Below are 21,789 nucleotides of genomic sequence, written 5' to 3'. Positions count from 1 at the left end.
GAGTCGTTGGTTAAATATATTGCTTATAGGACCAGTAGCGGTTCTCAAATGCGGCCCTTCAAAACCCTGTGTATCCGTTAGCCCCCATATATAGCCTGCAAAAAAACTACTAAACGGCGACAGCGGTATTTTTGCCCACCTATAGCTAATCAAAAATTTATAGGGCAGCATTTCTATCTTATAACGTTGATGGCCCTTCATAATTGTACTTATAGGTCTTTAAGATGTTCTGTTCATTGTCCTTTACAACCTGCAGTCTGTTGAATTCGTCATAAATATAATGTTCAACAAGCCCCTTTGAGTCTTTAATGCTCTCAACTCCTACCAAGGGTTTATATGTATAGGTTGTTATATGAGCATTTGTGAGAGTGGCTCGAAGAAGATTAAGTGCAGTTTGCACAGTCGTAGTTGACGTGGTATGTAAATCCAAAGAATTGACAACCGTCTGCCCGCCTATTGCCTGAAGAACCTGTGCATAGCTTGCATTTTCAACTTTCGCCAGTAAATACTTGCCATAATATCCATAAATATAGCAGGTTGTCAATCCTTTTTCAGTAGATTCGATCAGATTCCCGTATACATCATACTTAAAATCTTTGAGACGTAATTTGTAATTTGGATCCATTTGGCCAATGCCGTTACTACCGAGTGTCGTAGCCGTATAATTTGTCAAAGGCACTGTAGTTTCCAAATTATAGAACTCCGATGGTCTTATCAAATTATTGTATAATCCAAAATTAGTAAACTGGGCACCGATTACTTTATTTGTATTGTCATAAGTTATCTGTTCGACGACCGTTGATTTTGCTCTCCGAACTAATCCTGGGATAGCACTTGTGGTCGACGATCCCGAGTAATTATAGGCATAGTTAAATATCGTAAATCTGTCCATAGTAACAGTAAACACTGCGCTCCGTATAGGAAGGAAATCCCGATAATCATGGAATAGATCCGGATAAAGTAACTCTGATGTATTTCCGTACGATGTAGTTCTTACACCATTTAAATACTTAAAGTGTTCTGTCCAGATCCTGTCTTTCCTACTTTTATATGCCTTAATATAATTGCTAGCTTGCTGAACAGGAGATGTCGTTCCGGGAATCAGCAGATACATCTGTATATGATAGTTGTTTATCTTAAAATCTTCGGTGATGTATTTAACATATTTAATCTCACGAAGACTATTTATATTATCGCCTTCATACACGGTCTCTTCGGTCATACGGCCATTTCTAAAATCATAATCTGCTTGGGCTCCAGGTAGAAAATAATAATAGGGAGAAGGATTGTTAACAAACTTATATCTTACTCCCCCATTTATAGTGGAAGATCCTGGGATAATTTCATAAGTAAATATATCACTATAACCTAGGATTTCCGACTGATAAATGGGAGGAAACCAGTTATTTGATGTACCAAAAAAGTACAATCCAGTAGCAACATATATATTATTGGATCTAGCGAGTACTAGTCCACTTGAAGTATTATCTTCTTTTCTGTATTCGTATACTTTTTTAGAAATCAATTGATTAGTTCTATCGTAATTATTTATAGCGGATACCCTGGCACCTAAATGCTTAAAATTTGGCGTACTACTATTGCTGCTCGACGACGTATTATAATCGTTATTTTGATATTGAAATTCTGTGGTTAAGCCTGTAGGATATTTAACTTTCATCAATGCTGCCGATGATACATTTACAGAGTCATACCCGAAATGCAGTATATTCGAATTGTATTCGGGCAAGATCTGACTACTATATTGAAATACGTGAGTCTTTGGAATATTTGAAATAGAGTTACCATAATCCACCAATTTATCCAATCGTAACCTTTTACTCAAGGACGAAGTACTGTTGAAATAACTATGGTCCAAGACGAAATGATTGACAAGCACATTCGATTTATCGTAAATATTTATTTTCGACAATTTATAGCTATTAAGAACTCCAGAGACTGTTGTAAGATCTTCTCGCGTAGTGTACTGAAAATTTATTTTTCCGTGATTCCAAACTATTTCATTTAAGATTATTTCATCTGTTTTCATCGTAGATATAGAAGTATACGGATTCGTTACAGCTGTGCCAGTGAACGGATTATAGTACATCGTGATACCAAGATTAGCACTCTGAGAAGAAATTTTTTGTGTATAAGTACTGTAATTAAATACAATTTCCTGCCTATTCTCCAAAACTATCTTCGATAGGTACCATGAACTTATATAAGTTTCCGAAGGGACATTTGAACTAGGATTTGTTTCAATATCACACTTGGTGTAGACGAAAACATCAAAAGTATAAGTGTGTCCTTTATCGGTCGTCACTGAAATTACTTTGGTTTGAGTATCATATGTTATTACAAAATTTGGCGAATCTTCATACAATATCTCTGCTACACGTAACACTACTCTGCTATCACCTCGAGCAGGGAAAATAAATTTCACTGATCCTTCTGGTAGATTTAAACTAAAAATATCCGGCATATCCGACTTGTCTTTGTTACGCTCAGATTCTTTAACAAAAAAATATCCCTTTTCCTCGTTAAAATCATCCTTATCCACAATATTCCTCGAAATAACCGGTATATTTATTCCCCAGTGTAAACCGATAATAGAGGCACGGTCAGAATATTTCAACCCATTGTAATTATAACTCAATCCCAAAGGCAAATTGTAATTATAGTATTCTAAATTATACAGTGGTATATTTAAATTTGCAGCCCCTGTATAAAGAGAAATATCTGGGCTCCAGGTCATACTCATACTAGCGACTCCAGGCACCATAGGGTTTTTGGGCGCAAGTGACGGCTGAGCGGAAACTGAGAACAGGCTACAGTAAAATAAAATCGGCAACAAAAAAGTCCGTATCCAACTTGTCTTTTTTGTGGTCACAAAAAAAGATTCTAAAACATTATACATATACGTTCTATAAAAATAATAATTAGCGAAAGGTTAATAGTACACACAAGTTACAATGGTCCCGCCGATTATAGCAAAACAAAAATATACTTATTCTGGTTAATCATCGTTTTGCTTACGGTTGAACTTTGTAAAAAATTGATTAATCGTAAAAGTATAAAACATTTAGTACAAAAACAAGCTTGATCAATTCGTTTTGAAACAAAAAAACTTACTCTCTTATACACGACATAGCTTTGCTTGAAAATCCATAACAGTTTATGGTATATGTAGTTTTATTCACCAGTAGGGCGACTGCATAAAATTACTAGTTACCGCCTTTAAGCAATTTGGTTCGTATTTTAATCAATTTTCCAGTTGCTCCAAAAAACTTTTGCGACAAAAAAAGAAGCTCAAATACAAGCAAATTTCATATAGATTCTTTGTTAGCACGTCTTACTGGCCATTTCTAAAACATCTTTATCATGTAGATTATGGTAGACTATAAGTTAGCTTAGTTTACTTACAAAAAAAGGCGATGAAGAAGTTCATCGCCTTTTTTTGTATTATTATTACTATTTCCATTAACCATTCGATAGCGCTGCTGCGCCGGAAACGATTTCTGTCAATTCTGTTGTAATCGCAGCTTGTCGCGCTTGATTGTATGACAACTTCAACGCTTTTAATAAATCGCCTGCATTATCGGTTGCTTTATCCATCGCGGTCATACGTGCACCGTGTTCAGAGGCATTGGAATCTAACACAGCCTTATATAATTGCGTTTTGATAGACTTAGGAATCAATTCGGCAATTATCTTTTCTTTGGACGGCTCTATGATGTAATCTGATTCCACTACATCTTCGTTCTTCTTTTCAGGCAAAAGAGGTAACAATTGTTCTGAAGTTAAAATTTGAACGGCAGCATTGCGAAACTGATTATAAACCACTTCTACGCGATCTATATTGCCCTCTTCGAATTCATTCATCACATATTCCGCCACTTTAGACACATTTTCGAAATCTAAATTATTGAATAAATCGTTGTGATTGCCGATTACATTAAAATTGCGTCTAGAAAAAAAATCATGCCCTCTCTTACCAATCGCTATAAGGCTTACGTCACCTTTAGCAAACTGATCTGCATATTTCGCAGCGATCAAATTATTCGTTGCTTTAATAGCATTAGCATTAAAAGCACCGGCAAGACCCCTATTCGAAGTAACTACAATAATCAACACTTTGGTAGGTACACGATCTTGCGTGAAAGGTGAATCATTCCCTTCAACAGAAGCAGAAACTTGAGCTAAGACATCTCTCAGCTTATTGGCATAAGGACGTAATTGCACAATTGCATTAGTTGCGCGTTTCAATTTAGCAGCAGATACCATTTTCATTGCTTTGGTAATCTGTTGCGTCGATGTTACCGAGGTGATCCGGTTTCTAACTTCTTTTAAATTTGCCATATTCGCGATCAAAGATCTGAGAGGCTAGATAGGAGATTAAGATCAATGGTCTCCTATCTAAAATCTCACATCCAAATTAATATTTTGAAGATAATTCTTTTGCTACAGTTTCTAACACATCCGTCAATTCATCTGAGAATTTACCTGCTTTTAAAGCCGATAAGACCTCTGGATGACGTTGTTCCAATTGTGTTAAATACTCCTCCTCAAATTGTCTAACCTTATTTACTGGAACATTGCGTAATAGTCCTTTCGTACCTGCATAGATAATAGCAACTTGTTTCTCCACAGATACAGGTGAAAATTGACCTTGCTTTAAGATCTCCACGTTACGGACACCTTTATCCAATACAGATTTAGTCGCTGCATCGAGATCCGATCCAAATTTAGAAAATGCTTCCAACTCGCGGTATTGCGCCTGATCCAACTTCAATGTACCCGCCACCTTTTTCATAGACTTAATTTGTGCATTACCCCCTACGCGTGATACCGAAATACCTACGTTGATCGCTGGACGGATACCTGCATTAAACAAGTTTGACTCTAAGAAAATCTGACCATCCGTAATCGAAATAACGTTTGTAGGAATATAAGCCGACACATCCCCTGCCTGTGTTTCGATAATCGGCAAAGCTGTTAATGAACCGCCTCCTTTTACCAAATGCTTGATAGACTCAGGTAAGTCATTCATATTTTTAGCGATATCATCGGAAGAGTTGATTTTTGCAGCTCTTTCTAATAAACGGCTATGTAAATAGAATACATCACCCGGATATGCCTCACGACCAGGAGGACGTCTCAATAGTAATGATACTTCGCGATATGCCACAGCTTGTTTTGATAAATCATCATAAACGATCAATGCCGGACGGCCTGTATCCCTAAAGAACTCTCCGATAGCTGCACCAGCCATTGGTGCATAGAATTGCAATGGAGCTGGATCGGCTGCAGAAGCTGCCACTATTACCGTGTAGGCCATAGCACCCTTCTCTTCTAGTGTGCGTACGATGTTCGCTACAGTAGAATTCTTTTGACCTACCGCAACGTATATACAGAAAACTGGTTGCCCAGCATCATAAAATTCTTTTTGATTAATGATGGTATCGATACAAACCGCCGTTTTACCCGTTTGGCGATCACCAATCACCAACTCGCGCTGTCCACGACCTACAGGAATCATCGCATCGATAGCTTTTATACCCGTTTGAAGTGGTTCAGTTACCGGTTGACGGAAGATAACACCGGGCGCTTTACGCTCGATAGGCATTTCATACGTATCACCCAAGATAGGACCTTTGCCATCAATAGGTTGACCTAACGTATTTACGACACGTCCCAACATTCCTTCACCTACTTTAATAGATGCAATGCGGTTTGTCCGTTTGATCGTATCGCCTTCTTTAATTTCATCAGAAGGACCTAAAAGTACGACACCTACGTTGTCTTCCTCTAAGTTCAATACTATACCTTGCAATCCGCTAGCAAATTCAACCAACTCGCCTGATTGAACTTTTGTTAGGCCGTAAATACGCGCAATACCGTCTCCTACTTGTAATACGGTACCCACTTCTTCTAATTCGGCCTCTGACTTAAAGCCTGACAATTGCTCTCTTAGAATTGCCGAAACCTCATCTGGTCTTACCTCTATCATGTTAATTCGTATAAGGGGTTTTAGATTTTATTATTTTATTATTCACCAAGGAACTAAACACCTTGACTACTAAAATGTCTTTCCAATTTATTCAATTTACCAGCGATACTCGCATCAAGTTGCCTGTCGCCTACTTTTAGTACAAAACCACCTATTAAAGACTTGTCTACCTTGTTGGTGAGAAGAACTTTTGCATTGATTTCTTGTGCGATTTTGGCATTTAGTGCTTGCAAATTAGTATCAGATAACGCACTTGCTGAAGTCACTTCCGCTTTTACAATGCCCTTTACTTCGTTGTATTCGCGAATAAACTCTTGAGCTGTGGCGTATACCAACTCACTACGCCCTTTTCGTACCATAATATTAAAGAATTCAAGTATTTCCGGTCGTACTTTATCTTTAAATAGGGCTTCTAGGATGCTCTTCTTTTTGTCTATTTTAATAATAGGATTACCTAAAACAGCTTGTAACTCAGAGCTCGATTTTATCACAGCAACAATTTGTTCCATGTCATCTTTGATAACTTCTAAACTTCCTTGTTCTTGTGCTAAATCAATAAGTGATTTGGCATATCTTGAGGCAACTTTGAATACTGACATACGTTAATGCTTTATTTGCGTAACCAATTAGTTTAATTTAACATCCTTCAATAAGTCTGCTATTAATGCCTCTTGCTTTCCCTGATCTTCAAATTCTGTGGTTAATACTTTACGGGCAATTGCTAACGATAAAGCAGACACCTGTCCCTTCACTTCCGCTAATGCTTTCGTTTTTTGATCTTCGATCTCACGTTTTGCTTGCTCAATAAGTTTCGCACCTTCGGTTTGAGCAGCAACTTTCGCTTCAGCTACGATTTTATCTTTCAATTCTTTAGCCTCTTTCAAAATCACATCACGTTCAGCACGTGCTTCCTTTAAAAGTTGTGCGTTTTCATTTGTCAAACGAGACATCTCCAATTTTGCATTTGCTGCAGAAGCTAACGCGTCAGCGATACCACTCTCACGCTCCTCCAACGCATTAATAATTGGCTTCCAGGCAAACTTGCCCAATAAAAAGATAATAACCAATAACACGATCAATTGCCAAAAGAACAAACCGTATGAAAACTGATTAATTAATGCATCCATTATATATAGTGTAAAATGTTAATTTTTTAATCCTTGTTGTTTAATTAAAACACAATCTGCAACCAACCGTTGCAAATTGTGTTTGTACTTTCTATTGACTACTTACCTAAAAGTAAAGCACCGAATGCTAAACCTTCAAGCAAGGCACCAATAATGATCATCGCAGTCTGAATTTTAGATGTTGCTTCAGGTTGACGAGCGATAGCTTCCATTGCAGAACCACCAATTTTACCTAAACCAATACCTGCACCGATTACGATTAAACCTGCTCCAATTAAGTTGTACATAATAATTATTTTATAAAATTTAACAAAAATTTCGATTAATGATGCGTATGTTCTTCTACAGCCATACCAATAAATAACGAAGATAACATCGTAAAGATAAAGGCCTGTAAGAACGCTACGAACAATTCAATCACCATAAGGAAACAAGTCAGTAACATCGAAACGCCTATACTTCCACCTAAAGTCAATTGATTTTGCAACAGATAAACTATAGCTATTAATCCCATGATCACCGCGTGACCTGCTGTGATATTAGCAAAAAGACGCACCATCAGAGAGAAGGGCTTGGTAAACATACCCAAAACTTCAATAGGTGCTAAAACAAATTTAAAGGGAACGGGTACGCCCGGCATCCAGAAGATGTGTTTCCAATAATCTCTGTTCGCTTTGATATTTGTAATAAAAAATGTGAACAATGCCAAACATAGCGTAATACTAACATTACCTGTTACGTTGAAACCAAGCGGCGTAAGTCCTAATAGATTCAGTGTCAGAATTAAGAAGAATACCGAAAGTAAATACGGCATAAATTCTTTGTAGCGGTGGCCAATATTTGGAATGGCCATCTCATCACGCACATACAATACTAACGGCTCTAGAACACGACTAAAGCCTTTCGGAATCACATTGGCTCCTTTCTTATAGGTTTTAGCTAGACCTAGAAATCCCCAGAATAATAAAACTAGCGCTAAAAATAATCCTACAACATTCTTTGTGATAGAAAAATCCAAAGGTCTTGCGTTAGTAGGGTGTTGATGGTCATCATAGCTCAGCATGCCTGACGCATCTGTCTTGTAAATTTTACCATGGTATAATTTATAGAACTTTCCTTCTTTTTCTACAATATTGTCGCCATGGTGAAATTCTCCCGAAGAGAAAATTTTCAAACCTCCGTCAATCAGAATTACTGGAAGCGGAAATCCATAATGTTTACCGGCCTTTTTATCACTGAATAAGGAAAAATAGTAATCATCTTCCAAGTGGTGCGCGATATACGATTTAATTTCATCTTCTTGCGCTTGAGGTGCATCTCCATGCACATCATCCGCTGCTCTCAGACTGAAGGGGTTAACAGCAAAAAAAATCACTGCAAATACTAAAAGAGTTCTCTTAAGACTCACCATTTTAACTAACGTTGAATAATGAAAAATTTTGCGCAAAAATACAACTTTATTTGGCATTAAATACCTTTTATTAAAATTTTTAAAAAAAATACTTCACCTACTTCTTTCAGGTTTTATTTATCGCTTTAAAAGCAACGAAAACATCAAAAAACAAGAAAACAAAAAATACCACCAAGAAATTATACTCAATAAAATCGTTTTCAAACTTATTTAACCCGTTCTTAATAAACAGGTAGCTCCCTATAGCCTTGACGGTCATCACGCCAAGAAATATAAAACCGACGTTTTGTGGCATTAGCCATTGACCGAGTAAGACAAGAATTGTAACAAAAAAAGAAGCTATAAATCCAAAAAGATACAAACCCTGAAGGGAATAGCCGGACTGTACCCAATAGTGTTGGACATCCTGTCCAGCCAAAACGAAGTAATGAATACCATAGATTCCGCCTGCCACAGCCAATAATAAAAGAATATATTTCAAGTATTTACTCATGCTTATTAATGTAATTCACCTGTCTTATGAATTGATAAAGTGAAATGATCACTCCCAACATCGTGAGTCCTTTCATCCACCAGGCACCTCCAACCTCGTACCTATCATCTAACCATGTACCCAACCAGTAAAAAGCATAAATAGTCACCCCCATCTGTACGGGCATTGAGGCAAAAACCAACCATTTACTTACTTTTTTATCCGGTGTTTTCGTTTTCAAGACAAAATTGATCAGCTCCCTTACGAAGTGCAAAGATAGTTATTTAAACCGTACATCTGTCATTTACTATCCTGCTTTTATTTCTAAAATTCTTTGTCCAATTTTTATCTCTGGATAGGAAAAATCATCCCCTAATAGCATTTTGATTTCGGACGAAGATTTACCTTCATTTTTCTGCAATACATCTACTATCCTTTCCAATTTCTCCGGCGAGATCAGATCTTCAGCGTCGATCTCATTTCCAACAAAATTGATCAAATGCCCATAAATAGTTCCTTCTACCATACCACGTTTATTCGCAATCTGTTTGATATCAAAACCGTCTAAATACATATCCAGTGAGACCTGTTTCGTATCGACATCCTTTTCAGCGACCTCTTCTTTGATATGGACAGAATCATCTTTTATCTTTTCAATATTCAGGGGGATAGCTTCTAGCTCTTCATCGCGCGTAAGGGCCTGCGCAATCGTAAGACAGTGTTTCAACACCTCATGCTTACGTCTAAAATCTAACAGTAACGCCTTCAACTCCTGAATATATTTCTTGGTACGCTTACGAATTTGCCAGTCTTCAATATGCTTTTGAGTAGCATTAATAAGATCGATCTCCATTTTCGGCAAAAACCAATTTACTGCTGATTCGGTACGTACGCATATTTTATCATAGTCCAAAACCTCTGTATCAGACAACATTTTATACAATTGCGTTACGAACTTATTGGCGACACTTTCCTGCTCTTTGAGCTTCTTAGTTAGCTCCTCAAAAAACTGTACTGCACCAGCTTTATTATCCACATTTCGTTCGACCAAACTATCGGACAGTTCTTTTGTGGTTTCCGTTAGTGTATTAAATCGGAAACTTTGCAAAAGTATTTGACCAAGATAGCCTCGCTGACATTGCTTTAATATTCCTACGACCTCGTCCTCTTTCATCAATCGCTTCATAAAACCAACAACTTGAGAGTCCGTCCGTATGGAATGGGGCGAAATTTTTGACCGCAACACCAGACCTTCTAATCCCGTCAACCTACTCAGAGCGACGTATACTTGCCCGGCGGCAAACGAAGTACCCGCGTCTACAATTGCCTTTTCAAAGGTCAACCCCTGGCTTTTATGAATCGTTATCGCCCAAGCTAGTCGCAACGGAAACTGGGAAAAAGTACCGAGTACCTCCTCTTCTATTTTGTCTTCTCCTTTATTGTATTTATATCTTATATTTTCCCAGATTTCGCGACGGACGACGACATCTTCTGAACCATCTTTAAATCCAACGACAACTTGATCCCTGTCCAACTTCAATTCTTTTACAAAACCTATTTTTCCATTAAAGAATTTCCGATCGTCTCCGACATCATTTTTGATAAACATAACCTGAGCACCTTCTTTCATTGCAAGTGTTTCTTCTGTTGGATATGCTCCTTGTTGAAATTCATCTTTTACAATAGCCTTTACATTATGCAGTTTGCCCGAGAGCTTCACCAACTCTTCCTGATTTATCTGATCAGCTAATCGGTTATGAGAAGTTAAGGTGATATATTGATCATCTTGAGCAGGTCTAAAGTCTACCTTATAGTGCTCATTCAAGGCCATCAGGTCAGCACTCGAGCACAGGTTGTTTCGGATGTTATTTAACACAGCAATAAATTCATCATCCTTTTGGCGGTAAATCTGCTGCAACTCCAACATGACCAACGGATTGTCTCGTAGCACCTTTGCATCAAAGAAAAATGGGCTACTGTAGTGACTACGAAGAATCTGCCACTCATTATCCCTCACCACCGGAGGCAACTGATAGAGATCGCCTATAAATAACACTTGTACCCCTCCGAAAGGACGCATATCTCTACGAACCGATTTCAGAATTACATCAATAGCGTCCAACGTATCCGCACGTACCATAGACACTTCATCAATGACCAGAAGTTCCAACTCTTGAAGAATGGCACGACGTTGCTTGGTTAATTTGATCGTACTAAAAAGTCGATTCTTATTATAGATATGATTGTCTGCATCATCCCATTTCAAAGGATAATCCGCTATGAAAATACCGAATGGCAACCAAAACAAAGCATGTAAAGTTGTCCCTCCTGCATTCATTGCAGCCACACCGGTAGGTGCGGTAATAGCCATTTTTTTATAACAATTTTCGCGAATATATTTTAAAAAAGTAGTCTTACCTGTCCCTGCTTTACCTGTCAAGAAAAGGCTCTGGTTCGTCTGATTGACAAAAGCTACAGCCTGCTTAAATACTATATTGTTATGATCGTAATTAATAGATTCCATACTTGTCTACAAAGGTAAGATTTCTCGGCTAACTATCGTTCAAATGACTGATCGGAGCTTGATATAAATAAATCAGTGGCCACCGTGTTGATAAATATTTACATTACAGTCCCATTTTGATTATGAAATTTTCAAAGAATGTATTATCTTCATCGTCACTATAAATCAATGAGCCATGACATATATAGATAAAGGCGAATTATTCAGCCAAATTGAAGAAAAAATCACTGAACAGGGATTCACCATTGAAAGCACTGATCAAAATAGACCGTGGGGTGGATTTTTCGTTATCAACGAAGATCAAGCGCAGCAATTTGCTAATGCGTATTTTGAAGGTTTAGACGTACAAGATCTAAGGATATCAGGAAAATTAAGCCCAAAAATTTTGATCGTAGGTCCAAACAAGCGTTTGTCGTGGCAATATCATCATCGCCGAGCCGAAATCTGGCGTGTGGTACGCGGTGAAGTTGGCGTAGTAACAAGTCCCAACGATGACGAACACGAGCTTAAAATACTCAAAGAGGGGGATACTATACGCTTAAGCCAAGGCGAACGCCACCGCTTAGTGGGATTAGGAGGTTTCGGCGTCGTTGCCGAAATTTGGCAACATACCGATGCGTCCAACCCTTCCGATGAAAGCGATATAGTACGTGTACAAGATGATTTTGGCAGATAGTATTTGACCAAAATCGACCTATCAAAAACCATAAATAAACGATAATTTTCACTGCCGTAACTACTATTTATTAATGATTAAACAGACATTTTTAAAAACAATAGCAGTTTCCATTTTCACATTTATGGTTTTTGATTCATACGGACAGTTGTACTGCTATGGTGAAAATGTAGACGCTCCACAACTTATCAAAACTAACCTCTTAACTCTTCCCTTCAAAACGTTTCAACTCCAGTACGAAAGATCTATTAAGCCAAAAACATCTATAGGACTGAGCTTTTCTTTCACTCCAAACAGGGACCTTCCTTTTAAAGACTTATATATCGACAGAATAGAGGACGAAGATGCAAAAAAAACAGTAGAGGAAGCTCAATATAACCGATTTTCGATTCAACCCGAAATACGATTTTATTTTGGCAACAATAGTACATTCACAAGATTCTATGTCGCACCCTATCTTAAATACTCAAGGTACACCTCTTCTTTTCGGCTAAACTACAGCTATGTCAACGCAGTAGACAACATCCTATCGGAGGTAGACGTCCCTATTAAAGGTCCAATAAACGCCATCAGTGCTGGCTATGGAATTGGCCTGCAATTTAATATTGTTAAAGATTTTTATTTGGATTGGCAAATCATTGGTAATCATTTCGGATACGCTTTTGGCAAGGGCACCGGAACATCCTCCCAGCCCTTATCTCAAAATGTTCAAGACGATATACGTGAGTCTCTTCAACAGCTAGATGACACTCCTGTTTACAAATTTGACTACCATGTCGATGAGAGAATGATGGAAATAAAACCAAGCGGTCCAATTTTGGGCTTAACGATGGGCTTATCAATCGGGTACCGATTTAGATAGTTGATTTTACTGTTAATGCAAGATCTATTCTTTAATGAATAGCATACAAATTATCATCGATTTTTTTATATTTTTGTCAGGTTCTTAATTGAATTAACAAATGACTACATATAACGAAGATAGTATCCGATCACTCGACTGGAAAGAGCATATTCGCTTACGTCCAGGGATGTATATCGGTAAACTTGGCGATGGCTCTGCCTATGATGACGGTATCTATGTACTTTTAAAAGAAGTTGTGGATAATTCCATTGATGAATTCGTAATGGGAGCAGGAAGAACTATTGACATTACAGTCAATGATAATAAGGTTACGGTACGCGACTTTGGCCGCGGTATTCCGATTGGATCAGTAGTTGACGTAGTATCGAAGATAAACACGGGTGGCAAATACGACAGCAAGGCTTTTCAAAAATCAGTAGGTTTGAACGGAGTGGGTACAAAAGCCGTCAACGCACTTTCTTCCCAATTTACCGTACAGTCTTATCGTCAAGGAGTAACGCGTATTGCACAATTCAGCAAAGGAGAGCTCGTCGATGACGAACAGAAAGACACGACACAACGTAACGGAACATCGGTAACATTTTATCCAGACGACAGCATATTCAAACATTACAAATACAGAATTGAGTACGTTGAAAGCATGATTTGGAATTACGTTTTTTTGAATTCTGGACTGACGATCAATTTTAACGGCCAAAAGTTCATTTCCGAAAATGGGCTAAAGGATCTTTTGGAACGAAACGTTGAAACAGATTCTATGCGCTACCCCATTATTCACTTAAAAGGCGAAGATATCGAAATTGCCATGACGCACGGTCAGCAATACGGCGAAGAATACTATTCATTTGTAAATGGCCAGCATACGACACAAGGTGGAACACATCAAGCTGTATTTCGTGAAGCTGTTGTAAAAACAATACGTGAGTTTTACAAAAAAGAATACGACGCGTCCGATATCAGAGCATCGATTATAGCTGCTATAGCAATAAAGGTGCAAGAACCAGTCTTCGAATCACAGACAAAGACAAAGTTGGGATCCCAAAGTATAGGACCTGATGGCCCTACTGTACGGACATTTATCATAGATTTCGTAAAGAAAGCACTGGATGATTATTTACGAAAAAACTCAGCTACCGCTGAAGCCTTACAAAAACGCATTCTGCAGTCAGAACGAGAGCGCAAAGACATAGCTGGCATCAAGAAATTAGCTAATGAACGGGCGAAGAAAGCCTCTTTGCACAACAGGAAACTACGGGATTGTAAAGTGCATTTTGGAGACAAACATGAACGGACACAAGATACCACCCTGTTTATCACGGAGGGGGATTCCGCAAGTGGGTCTATTACTAAATCACGTGACGTACAGACACAGGCTGTATTTAGTTTAAAAGGAAAACCATTGAACTGTTTCGGATTGACCAAAAAGATTGTCTATGAAAACGAAGAGTTCAACTTATTACAACATGCGCTAAATATTGAAGATGGTCTGGATGATTTACGTTATAATAATATTGTAATCGCTACAGATGCCGATGTTGATGGTATGCATATTCGTCTATTGTTGATGACGTTCTTCCTTCAATTTTTTCCTGATTTAGTAAAAGCCGGACACGTATCAATCTTACAAACACCGTTATTTAGGGTTCGTAACAAAAAAGAAACCATTTATTGTTATTCCGACGAGGAAAGACAACGGGCAATTTCAAAGTTAGGTGGAAAGCCAGAAATCACACGCTTTAAAGGATTAGGTGAAATATCTCCTTCGGAATTTGGTTTGTTTATCGGCGAAGATATCCGTTTAGAACCGGTGATCTTATCTAAAGAGAATAAACTTCAGCAATTGTTAGAATATTATATGGGTAAAAACACACCGGATAGGCAAAAACATATTGTAAATAATTTACGCGTAGAACTAGATCTTGAAGAAGAGCTTGCTTTAGCAAAAGCCGCTCAACAAGCGAGTTAATAATCCTATACCGATAGAAAGAGAATAGACAAGCCTAAAACCATGCAGAACCAAACTTTAATTCTTATCCAGTGTAAAGATGCCGTCGGATTAGTAGCCGGTATTTCCAACGCTGTCGCCAAACATGAATTAAATATTATCACCATGCGTGAATACGTAGATGAAGAAAGTAATAAATTTTTCGTGCGTGTTGTATGCTCTGGTGCTTTAAGCTCTAAGGAAACGCTGATGCAGGACCTGCTGTTACAGTTACCCGAAAATGCTACGATATCAATCTCTCCTGCTCAACGAAAAAAAATAGTTGTACTCGTTACAAAAGAGCACCATTGCCTTGCGGACATTTTAGTCCGCCACTATTTTAACACTTTACAGGCAGAGGTCTTAGCAGTTGTGGGGAATTATGAAATCCTAAAAGAATTTACCGAAAAATTTGGTATTCCCTATCATTATTTATCCCATGAAAATATCTCCAAGGCGGAATTTGAGAACCAGCTAGCAGAAGTTTTAACCTCCTATCCGATAGATTATATTATACTTGCTAAGTTTATGCGCATATTGTCACCTGGTTTCGTGAAGCAATTTAAAGGTAAACTCATTAATATCCATCATTCATTCCTTCCTGCTTTTATAGGCGCCAATCCCTATAAACAGGCCCACCAAAGAGGTGTTAAAATTATTGGGGCTACAGCACATTTTGTCACGGACGATTTGGATGAAGGTCCAATTATAGTCCAGAATACGAAAACCATCGATCACAGTTACGACCTACATAGAATGAAAACGGCAGGAAAAGAGATAGAAAAAGCAGTTTTAAGTCGGGCGATTCAACTTCTTACTGAAGATAGGGTGATGCTCAATGGGAATAAAACAATCGTTTTCAAATCTTAAAAATGACATCAATCATCTTTATAAGCTATCGCAATTATTTTTTAATCGCGAAATTTTAAGGTATTTGCGTCCCATAATAAAAACTAATGGGACACTCTTTTCATATACCGGTTCTGGGCCTAGCATTCTCGATAGACAGCCCTATCAAAGTAGCCAAATTCGGTATTTCTTCCGTAATTTCAATTGTTGACGATGAACTAATTGAGCGCATGCGAAAATATTATTCCGAATTACACGGCAAATCCTATGCAGCGATTGTCAAGACATCGCACGATGCACGTGCACGCCGTATTACGTCCTACCTAGATCTTATCCAGGATTTAATAGACGAACAGGTAGTTAGATTACATTCTGCAGAGCTCGATCAAGACCATGAATTAAATCAATATTTCAAACTTCTCCCTGATGACAGTGATACGAAGATGCTCTATCAAGCTATCAAAAAAGAAAAAAATGACAAGGATAGAAAAAATAAAACCCACGCTTTAAAACAGCAAATGATCGTCGGGGATATTGATGTCAACATCATGTCTAAAGTAGATAAGATAAATTTCGATAAAAAAGGGGCAGCATTAGAAGATCAATATTCGGATGCATCAGCTGCCTTAAGGGGATTCGCAAACAGCAAGTTATCGTCATCAGTTATATTATCCGCCGGAATGAACCCGAGGCTGTACAGCTATTTAGCAGAATTGAAGCAATTTCTTCCGGATCACGCAGGTAAATTTTTAAAGAAAATCACGCTAAAAGTCAGCGACTATCGATCTGCATTTATTCAAGCTAAATTTTTGGCAAAAAAGGGAGTTTGGATTTCAGAATTCCGAATCGAATCGGGATTGAATTGTGGTGGACATGCATTTGCAACTGAAGGCTTTCTATTAGGCCCTATTTTAGAGGAGTTTAAAAGTCAAAGAGAAAACCTTATTCACGAACTGTTTCCAATCTATCGCCACGCCCTGGCAGAAAAAGGAGTTCAAATCGACTATGTACCCGAGATAAAATACACGGTGCAGGGTGGCATCGGAACTGCAGCCGAGCAACGCTTTCTTTTAGACTACTATGGCTTAAACCGTACCGGTTGGGGTTCACCATTTCTTTTGGTTCCAGAGGCGACTACCGTAGATGCACACACCCTAAATACACTTAGTACGTCCGAAAAAGAGGATTTTTACATCAGTGGAGCATCGCCACTTGGTGTTCCATTCAACAACTTTAGAAAAAGTACAGCAGAACAAAAACGCTTACAACGTATTGCACAAGATCGTCCCGGAAGTCCGTGTACCAAAAAATACCTGATATCCAACACAGAATTTACAGAAGAGCCTATTTGTACCGCCTCTCGGAAATATCAATTTAAGAAATTACAGGAACTTGAACTAAAAAATCTAGATATAGCAGTCTATAAAAAAGAATACGAAAAAATAACAGAAAAGGTCTGCTTGTGTGATGGTTTAGCTGCTGCTGCTTATTTAAAGTACGACATCTTCAGACCAAAAGAAAGCAAAGCCGTGGCGATCTGTCCAGGTCCAAATACAGCTTATTTCAAAGGCCCCTATTCTCTGATTGAAATGGTAGACCATATTTATGGCCGTAGGGATTTATTGGACGGAGTGAAACGTCCGTCATTATTCATAAATGAGCTAAATCTCTACGTGGATTATATACGCACCTATGTAGAAAACAACTTAAACGATGTTAATGACAAAAAGGAAAAATATCTCAACAAGTTCAAGCAACAACTACATGAAGGTATAGATTATTATAAAAACCTAAAGGATAAGGTTTCCGCGCTATCAAACAATGTGAAGCAGGATCTATTAACGCAATTAACTGAAGCGGAAAAACAATTGAAATCAATAGAGTTTATTTCAAAAAAAGAACTGAGTGAGGGAATTCATTGATGCCGAAGGAACAATATTTATCAATAAAGGATCCCAGTCAAAAAAAGACAGTCATATTTCCTACTTCAGGCGATATGACTGTCTTTTTTTTAAACAATATTGTTCTACTTACTCCGTTTTTTCATTTTTCTAAATTTGCCAAATACTCCCAATGGCAATTTAGGTCCTGCTGTAGCTTGCAGATATAACTCCCCTATTTCTAGATTTTCCACGTGAGGAAGAGAGGTCCTTATCAGATTCTCTACAATGACAGACGAGAAGCCGAGCGAATAAGTATTTAAGATAAGGAAATGTTCCTCCGGATCCAACAATTGAACGACATCCTGCATCATTTCCATGATATGGTCTTCCAATTTCCACTTCTCTCCTTTCGGACCATGACCATAAGCTGGAGGATCTAAGATGATGCCGTTATATTTATTTCCCCTTTTAAGTTCTCGTTTTACAAATTTCAGAGCATCCTCTACAACCCAGCGTATATTATCTATTCCAGAAAGTTCTTGGTTCTCGTTAGCCCAAGTTACTACTTGCTTTATCGAATCGACATGTGTCGTGTCCGCGCCTGCAGCTTTGGCGACCAACGAGGCTCCTCCCGTATAAGCAAAAAGATTTAAAACCTTGGGCTGCGCAGTCTCAAATAATCTTACACTGTCCGATATGTAATCCCAATTGACAGCCTGTTCAGGAAAAACGCCCACATGTTTAAAAGAAGTCAATCCGAGGCGCAATTTGATGGCCACCTCCTTATTTTTATACTCAACATGCCAACGATCTGCCGTTTTCGAATTTTTCTTTAACCATTCACCACTGGTAGCCGATCTTCCCTTGAATTTGATATCGTATCGCTTATTCCATTCTACGTCTCCCAACGTTTTTGGCCATACAGCCTGAGGCTCTGGACGAATTAAGATTAATTTACCAAAGCGTTCTAATTTTTCAAAATCTCCACAGTCGATTAGTTCATAATCCTTCCAGTGCTGTGGAGTTAGCAATTGGATATTTGTAATTTCAGACAAAGTAATCGTATTTTTTGTGTAAAGATAGATGTTAGATATGATTATTTAATATTTATTTCATCGTTTCTCGCGCAGCTTTCATTAACGGACTTGCGAACACAAAGTCATTAAGTTCTTTCACATCTGATTTGAGCATATCTTTATTTGATCCCTCCCAAAATTTTTGACCTTGATGGAGAAACATAACATATTCACCTATTCCCATCACAGAATTCATATCATGGGTCACCACTATCGTTGTCGATTGATATTCTTCGGTCAGATCTTGAATTAGTTCGTCTATTAATATAGAGGTTGCAGGATCAAGTCCTGAATTGGGTTCATCGCAGAACAAATATTTTGGGCTCATACTAATGGCACGCGCAATACCTACACGTTTTTTCATTCCTCCAGACAACTCTGCAGGAAACAAGTTATTTTTACCGACTAAATTGACTCGTTCTAAACAAAAATTTGCTCTGTCCACTTTTTCAGCAAGACTCATTTCGGTAAACATATCCAGTGTAAACACAATGTTTTGTTCTACAGTCATAGAGTCAAATAATGCTGATGCTTGGAAAAGCATCCCTATTTCCTTTCTGATGGGTACTTTTTGCTCAAAATCCATTCTCGTAAACTCCTGCTTACCAAAAAGTACTTTTCCCTGATCGGGTTCATGCAAACCCACTATACATTTAAGAAGTGTACTTTTACCGGATCCTGACCCACCAATAATCATACTTACCTTACCCCGTTCATAAACCGCATCTATTCCTTTCAACACTTGATTATCACCAAAAGCTTTATGTATATTTTGTATCTCGATCATCTTGTATATTATAAAAGTAAAGCAGTAATGATATAATCACTAGCCAAAATCGAAATACATCCAACCACAACAGCTCTAGTACCTGCTTGACCTACCTCCAAAGCTCCACCTCGCACGTGAAACCCTTTATGCGCAGGCACTGAAGTAATAATAAAACCATAAATAAATGCTTTAACCATTGCGACGACCATTGTAAAACCCTGAAAAGATTCTCTAATTCCAATGATGTAATCACCAGCACTGACTGCGCCTGTCAACGACCCCCCAAGCAATCCACCTACTAACGCACAAAAAATAGAAATAACCACCACGACGGGCATCATGATTACACCGGCCACGACTTTAGGAAGAATTAAGTACCCAGCAGCATTAATACCCATAATTTCCAACGCATCAATTTGTTCGGTTACGCGCATAGACCCAATTTGTGAGGAGATCGACGAGCCTACCTTTCCCATGAGTACCAAAGCTGAAATAGTCGGACCAAGTTCCAGAATATTGGAATCACGGTTAATCTGTCCGATAATTGAATTTGGTATTAGGTCAGAGACTAATTGAAAGGCAATCTGCATAGTCATTACAGCCCCTATAAATGTAGATATAATGATAATCAAGCCAATAGAGCCTACTCCGATCTCATTCATCTCATGTAAGATCTCTTTCCTATAAATTTTCCACTTCTCCGGTTTTTTGAAAACCTTCTTTAGCAGCAGCAAATATTCACCAAAATGATAAAAAATCATATACTTTCTTTATGCTAAATTACATATTTATTAATAGTATACCCCATTTTTTTGCGTATTTGTTCCCTCGACGAAAAAAAAGATGCTTAGTCGTAATACCCTCGGTTATGAAAGTGCGATGAGGGTTCTTGAAGGTCATCACACACTAACACTTTCAGAAAAGAAGATAAGCATCTCTTCTAATCGCTCACCGACAAAATCATTCCCTTTACCGAAAATAGGAATCGAATAACCTAATTCCGCTAGCAACACGATGGGTATAACCCTATTTTTGTTATCAATAAAACAACTAAAAAATGTTATCTTTAAAAACCTTCATGATATCCTTAGCAGCAGCAGTAATGAAGTTGTCGGGGAGGTTCTTGATGGCCTTTGGACCGAGTGATACGAGCTCATTGATGCCTTTAAAAATAAGCGATTATCAATAACACTAACACTTTCAGTAAAATCGAATATGAACAGTAAAATCACGACAGGCATTTGGTTTATCTTCTTCGGAATTATTATTCTGCTCCACAACTTTGGAGTCGTCAATTTCAACTTCTATGCTATTTTTAAATATTGGCCACTTATTATAGTAGCAATTGGTGCAAACTTAATTCTTCAAAATAGAAAATTTGGAACACTTATTACCTCCATTATCAATGTCGCCATATGCATATTTCTAATGATTATTGGCCTGACATCTTCAGAAAAGTTTTCCTTCAACAATTTCGCAAATATTAATATTGAAAATAGCAATGACACACTTGGTCTACAGCAGGTCGTATCTCTTCCCTTTACGGATGACATCCAAAAGGTGGGATTTGAAGTCAATGCTGGTGCTACGGCACTTCTTCTTGACAGTCATCCGTCCGAAGAACTAATTAAAGCCTCAAGTCCTAGTGGCAATATGGGGCTTAAGCTAAAGGTGACAGGCGAAAATCCGTTAGAAAAGATTGAACTTATTAATAAAATAAAAAATGACAGTTCTCCGGGCAACACGATCAACTTCGCCTTGAACAAAAATCCGATTTGGAATATGGAATTTAATATTGGAGCATCTTCTTTCAAAGGAGATTTATCTGCTTACAAATTGGCGTATCTATCGATTAATTCGGGTGCGGCAAGTATAGATTTAACATTTGGACAACCAAACGTAGGTATTACTACTATCGAGATAAATACTGCAGCATCTAGCTGTAAGATCCAACTACCAAAATCTGCAGCCTGTATGATCGAAAATGACAGCTTTTTATCAGGCAAGAAATTTAAAGGACTCGACATTAAAGAAGGCAACAAGCATAAAACTACAAATTTTGATAATGAGGAAAACAAGTATATTATTAAAATTACGGGAGCAGCCAATTCGTTATCAATAAATAGATTTTAAGTTATAAATA

General features: G+C 37.9%; 19 protein-coding genes. 6 read left to right on the top strand and 13 right to left on the bottom strand.

Annotated features, from left to right (window positions below):
* Positions 1–178: 178 nt before the first annotated feature.
* The 10 genes from FAZ19_RS05560 to FAZ19_RS05515 form a co-directional block, all read right to left on the bottom strand.
* Entirely contained in the window at positions 179–2,782 is a 2,604-nt protein-coding gene (locus FAZ19_RS05560) for a hypothetical protein (RefSeq protein ID WP_136819687.1), read from the bottom strand.
* A gap of 698 nt (positions 2,783–3,480) precedes the next feature.
* Positions 3,481–4,359 carry an ATP synthase F1 subunit gamma gene (gene atpG / locus FAZ19_RS05555; RefSeq protein ID WP_136819686.1) on the bottom strand — a complete coding sequence of 293 codons (879 nt, stop codon included), beginning with the start codon at positions 4,357–4,359 and terminating at the stop codon, positions 3,481–3,483.
* Positions 4,360–4,435: 76 nt separating this feature from the next.
* Positions 4,436–6,010: a F0F1 ATP synthase subunit alpha gene (atpA, locus tag FAZ19_RS05550; RefSeq protein ID WP_136819685.1), complete on the bottom strand. Its 1,575-nt coding sequence runs from the start codon at positions 6,008–6,010 to the stop codon at positions 4,436–4,438.
* Positions 6,011–6,063: 53 nt separating this feature from the next.
* Complete coding sequence (gene atpH, locus FAZ19_RS05545) at positions 6,064–6,609, bottom strand: ATP synthase F1 subunit delta (protein WP_136819684.1); 546 nt, start codon at positions 6,607–6,609, stop codon at positions 6,064–6,066.
* 27 nt (positions 6,610–6,636) lie between these two features.
* On the bottom strand, positions 6,637–7,137 hold the full coding sequence (locus FAZ19_RS05540) for a F0F1 ATP synthase subunit B (protein WP_136819683.1): 501 nt from the start codon (positions 7,135–7,137) through the stop codon (positions 6,637–6,639).
* A gap of 98 nt (positions 7,138–7,235) precedes the next feature.
* Positions 7,236–7,424 carry an ATP synthase F0 subunit C gene (gene atpE, locus FAZ19_RS05535; RefSeq protein WP_136819682.1) on the bottom strand — a complete coding sequence of 63 codons (189 nt, stop codon included), beginning with the start codon at positions 7,422–7,424 and terminating at the stop codon, positions 7,236–7,238.
* Between the two features lie 35 nt (positions 7,425–7,459).
* The gene (gene atpB, locus FAZ19_RS05530) at positions 7,460–8,605 is read right to left on the bottom strand and encodes a F0F1 ATP synthase subunit A (protein WP_229707232.1); all 1,146 of its coding nucleotides are present in this window, start codon (positions 8,603–8,605) and stop codon (positions 7,460–7,462) included.
* Positions 8,606–8,654: 49 nt separating this feature from the next.
* Complete coding sequence (locus tag FAZ19_RS05525) at positions 8,655–9,041, bottom strand: hypothetical protein (protein ID WP_136819681.1); 387 nt, start codon at positions 9,039–9,041, stop codon at positions 8,655–8,657.
* Positions 9,034–9,294: an AtpZ/AtpI family protein gene (locus tag FAZ19_RS05520; RefSeq protein WP_211245428.1), complete on the bottom strand. Its 261-nt coding sequence runs from the start codon at positions 9,292–9,294 to the stop codon at positions 9,034–9,036. The genes FAZ19_RS05525 and FAZ19_RS05520 overlap by 8 nt, the downstream gene beginning before the upstream one ends.
* 33 nt (positions 9,295–9,327) lie before the next feature.
* Positions 9,328–11,544: a helix-turn-helix domain-containing protein gene (locus FAZ19_RS05515; protein ID WP_136819680.1), complete on the bottom strand. Its 2,217-nt coding sequence runs from the start codon at positions 11,542–11,544 to the stop codon at positions 9,328–9,330.
* Positions 11,545–11,719: 175 nt separating this feature from the next.
* Here FAZ19_RS05515 and FAZ19_RS05510 point away from each other — a divergent pair, with 175 nt between their 5' ends.
* The 5 genes from FAZ19_RS05510 (at position 11,720) to FAZ19_RS05490 (ending at position 17,840) form a co-directional block, all read left to right on the top strand.
* A complete protein-coding gene (locus FAZ19_RS05510) occupies positions 11,720–12,220 on the top strand; it encodes a cupin domain-containing protein (RefSeq protein WP_136819679.1) in 501 nt (166 codons plus the stop codon).
* Between the two features lie 73 nt (positions 12,221–12,293).
* A complete protein-coding gene (locus FAZ19_RS05505; RefSeq protein ID WP_136819678.1) occupies positions 12,294–13,082 on the top strand; it encodes a DUF3575 domain-containing protein in 789 nt (262 codons plus the stop codon).
* Positions 13,083–13,182: 100 nt separating this feature from the next.
* Complete coding sequence (locus tag FAZ19_RS05500) at positions 13,183–15,051, top strand: DNA topoisomerase IV subunit B (protein WP_136819677.1); 1,869 nt, start codon at positions 13,183–13,185, stop codon at positions 15,049–15,051.
* A gap of 42 nt (positions 15,052–15,093) precedes the next feature.
* A complete protein-coding gene (gene purU / locus FAZ19_RS05495) occupies positions 15,094–15,939 on the top strand; it encodes a formyltetrahydrofolate deformylase (RefSeq protein ID WP_136819676.1) in 846 nt (281 codons plus the stop codon).
* Positions 15,940–16,025: 86 nt separating this feature from the next.
* Positions 16,026–17,840, top strand: coding sequence for a hypothetical protein (locus FAZ19_RS05490; RefSeq protein WP_136819675.1), 1,815 nt, complete (start codon positions 16,026–16,028; stop codon positions 17,838–17,840).
* 104 nt (positions 17,841–17,944) lie between these two features.
* On the opposite strand, the gene FAZ19_RS05485 is transcribed toward FAZ19_RS05490, so the two are convergent.
* Genes FAZ19_RS05485 through FAZ19_RS05475 form a run of 3 tightly spaced genes read right to left on the bottom strand, consistent with a single transcriptional unit; the run spans position 17,945 to position 20,407 of the window.
* Complete coding sequence (locus tag FAZ19_RS05485) at positions 17,945–18,856, bottom strand: class I SAM-dependent methyltransferase (protein ID WP_136819674.1); 912 nt, start codon at positions 18,854–18,856, stop codon at positions 17,945–17,947.
* A 52-nt stretch (positions 18,857–18,908) separates the two neighbouring features.
* Positions 18,909–19,664: an ABC transporter ATP-binding protein gene (locus FAZ19_RS05480; protein ID WP_136819673.1), complete on the bottom strand. Its 756-nt coding sequence runs from the start codon at positions 19,662–19,664 to the stop codon at positions 18,909–18,911.
* An 8-nt stretch (positions 19,665–19,672) separates the two neighbouring features.
* Positions 19,673–20,407 carry an MlaE family ABC transporter permease gene (locus FAZ19_RS05475; protein WP_136819672.1) on the bottom strand — a complete coding sequence of 245 codons (735 nt, stop codon included), beginning with the start codon at positions 20,405–20,407 and terminating at the stop codon, positions 19,673–19,675.
* Positions 20,408–20,861: 454 nt separating this feature from the next.
* On the opposite strand from FAZ19_RS05475, the gene FAZ19_RS05470 reads away from it, so the two are divergent.
* Positions 20,862–21,779, top strand: a complete 918-nt coding sequence (locus FAZ19_RS05470; RefSeq protein ID WP_136819671.1) for a LiaI-LiaF-like domain-containing protein — start codon at positions 20,862–20,864, stop codon at positions 21,777–21,779.
* The last annotated feature ends 10 nt before the right edge of the window (positions 21,780–21,789 follow it).

This window comes from Sphingobacterium alkalisoli (assembly GCF_005049105.1).
Classification (GTDB): Bacteria; Bacteroidota; Bacteroidia; order Sphingobacteriales; family Sphingobacteriaceae; genus Sphingobacterium; species Sphingobacterium alkalisoli.
The sequence above is the reverse complement of the archived record's forward strand: the minus strand, read 5'-3'. Positions and strand labels throughout refer to the sequence as shown.

What these genes read in the sequence shown, in the direction of transcription:
- FAZ19_RS05540 (WP_136819683.1), bottom strand. Translation starts at nt 7,137, where the DNA reads ATGGATGCATTAATTAATCAGTTTTCATACGGTTTGTTCTTTTGGCAA.
- FAZ19_RS05500 (WP_136819677.1), top strand. Translation starts at nt 13,183, where the DNA reads ATGACTACATATAACGAAGATAGTATCCGATCACTCGACTGGAAAGAG.
- FAZ19_RS05510 (WP_136819679.1), top strand. Translation starts at nt 11,720, where the DNA reads ATGACATATATAGATAAAGGCGAATTATTCAGCCAAATTGAAGAAAAA.
- purU (WP_136819676.1), top strand. Translation starts at nt 15,094, where the DNA reads ATGCAGAACCAAACTTTAATTCTTATCCAGTGTAAAGATGCCGTCGGA.
- FAZ19_RS05480 (WP_136819673.1), bottom strand. Translation starts at nt 19,664, where the DNA reads ATGATCGAGATACAAAATATACATAAAGCTTTTGGTGATAATCAAGTG.
- FAZ19_RS05560 (WP_136819687.1), bottom strand. Translation starts at nt 2,782, where the DNA reads ATGGTGCCTGGAGTCGCTAGTATGAGTATGACCTGGAGCCCAGATATT.
- FAZ19_RS05525 (WP_136819681.1), bottom strand. Translation starts at nt 9,041, where the DNA reads ATGAGTAAATACTTGAAATATATTCTTTTATTATTGGCTGTGGCAGGC.
- atpE (WP_136819682.1), bottom strand. Translation starts at nt 7,424, where the DNA reads ATGTACAACTTAATTGGAGCAGGTTTAATCGTAATCGGTGCAGGTATT.
- FAZ19_RS05475 (WP_136819672.1), bottom strand. Translation starts at nt 20,407, where the DNA reads ATGATTTTTTATCATTTTGGTGAATATTTGCTGCTGCTAAAGAAGGTT.
- atpH (WP_136819684.1), bottom strand. Translation starts at nt 6,609, where the DNA reads ATGTCAGTATTCAAAGTTGCCTCAAGATATGCCAAATCACTTATTGAT.
- atpG (WP_136819686.1), bottom strand. Translation starts at nt 4,359, where the DNA reads ATGGCAAATTTAAAAGAAGTTAGAAACCGGATCACCTCGGTAACATCG.
- FAZ19_RS05515 (WP_136819680.1), bottom strand. Translation starts at nt 11,544, where the DNA reads ATGGAATCTATTAATTACGATCATAACAATATAGTATTTAAGCAGGCT.
- atpA (WP_136819685.1), bottom strand. Translation starts at nt 6,010, where the DNA reads ATGATAGAGGTAAGACCAGATGAGGTTTCGGCAATTCTAAGAGAGCAA.
- FAZ19_RS05490 (WP_136819675.1), top strand. Translation starts at nt 16,026, where the DNA reads ATGGGACACTCTTTTCATATACCGGTTCTGGGCCTAGCATTCTCGATA.
- FAZ19_RS05505 (WP_136819678.1), top strand. Translation starts at nt 12,294, where the DNA reads ATGATTAAACAGACATTTTTAAAAACAATAGCAGTTTCCATTTTCACA.
- atpB (WP_229707232.1), bottom strand. Translation starts at nt 8,605, where the DNA reads ATGCCAAATAAAGTTGTATTTTTGCGCAAAATTTTTCATTATTCAACG.
- FAZ19_RS05470 (WP_136819671.1), top strand. Translation starts at nt 20,862, where the DNA reads ATGAACAGTAAAATCACGACAGGCATTTGGTTTATCTTCTTCGGAATT.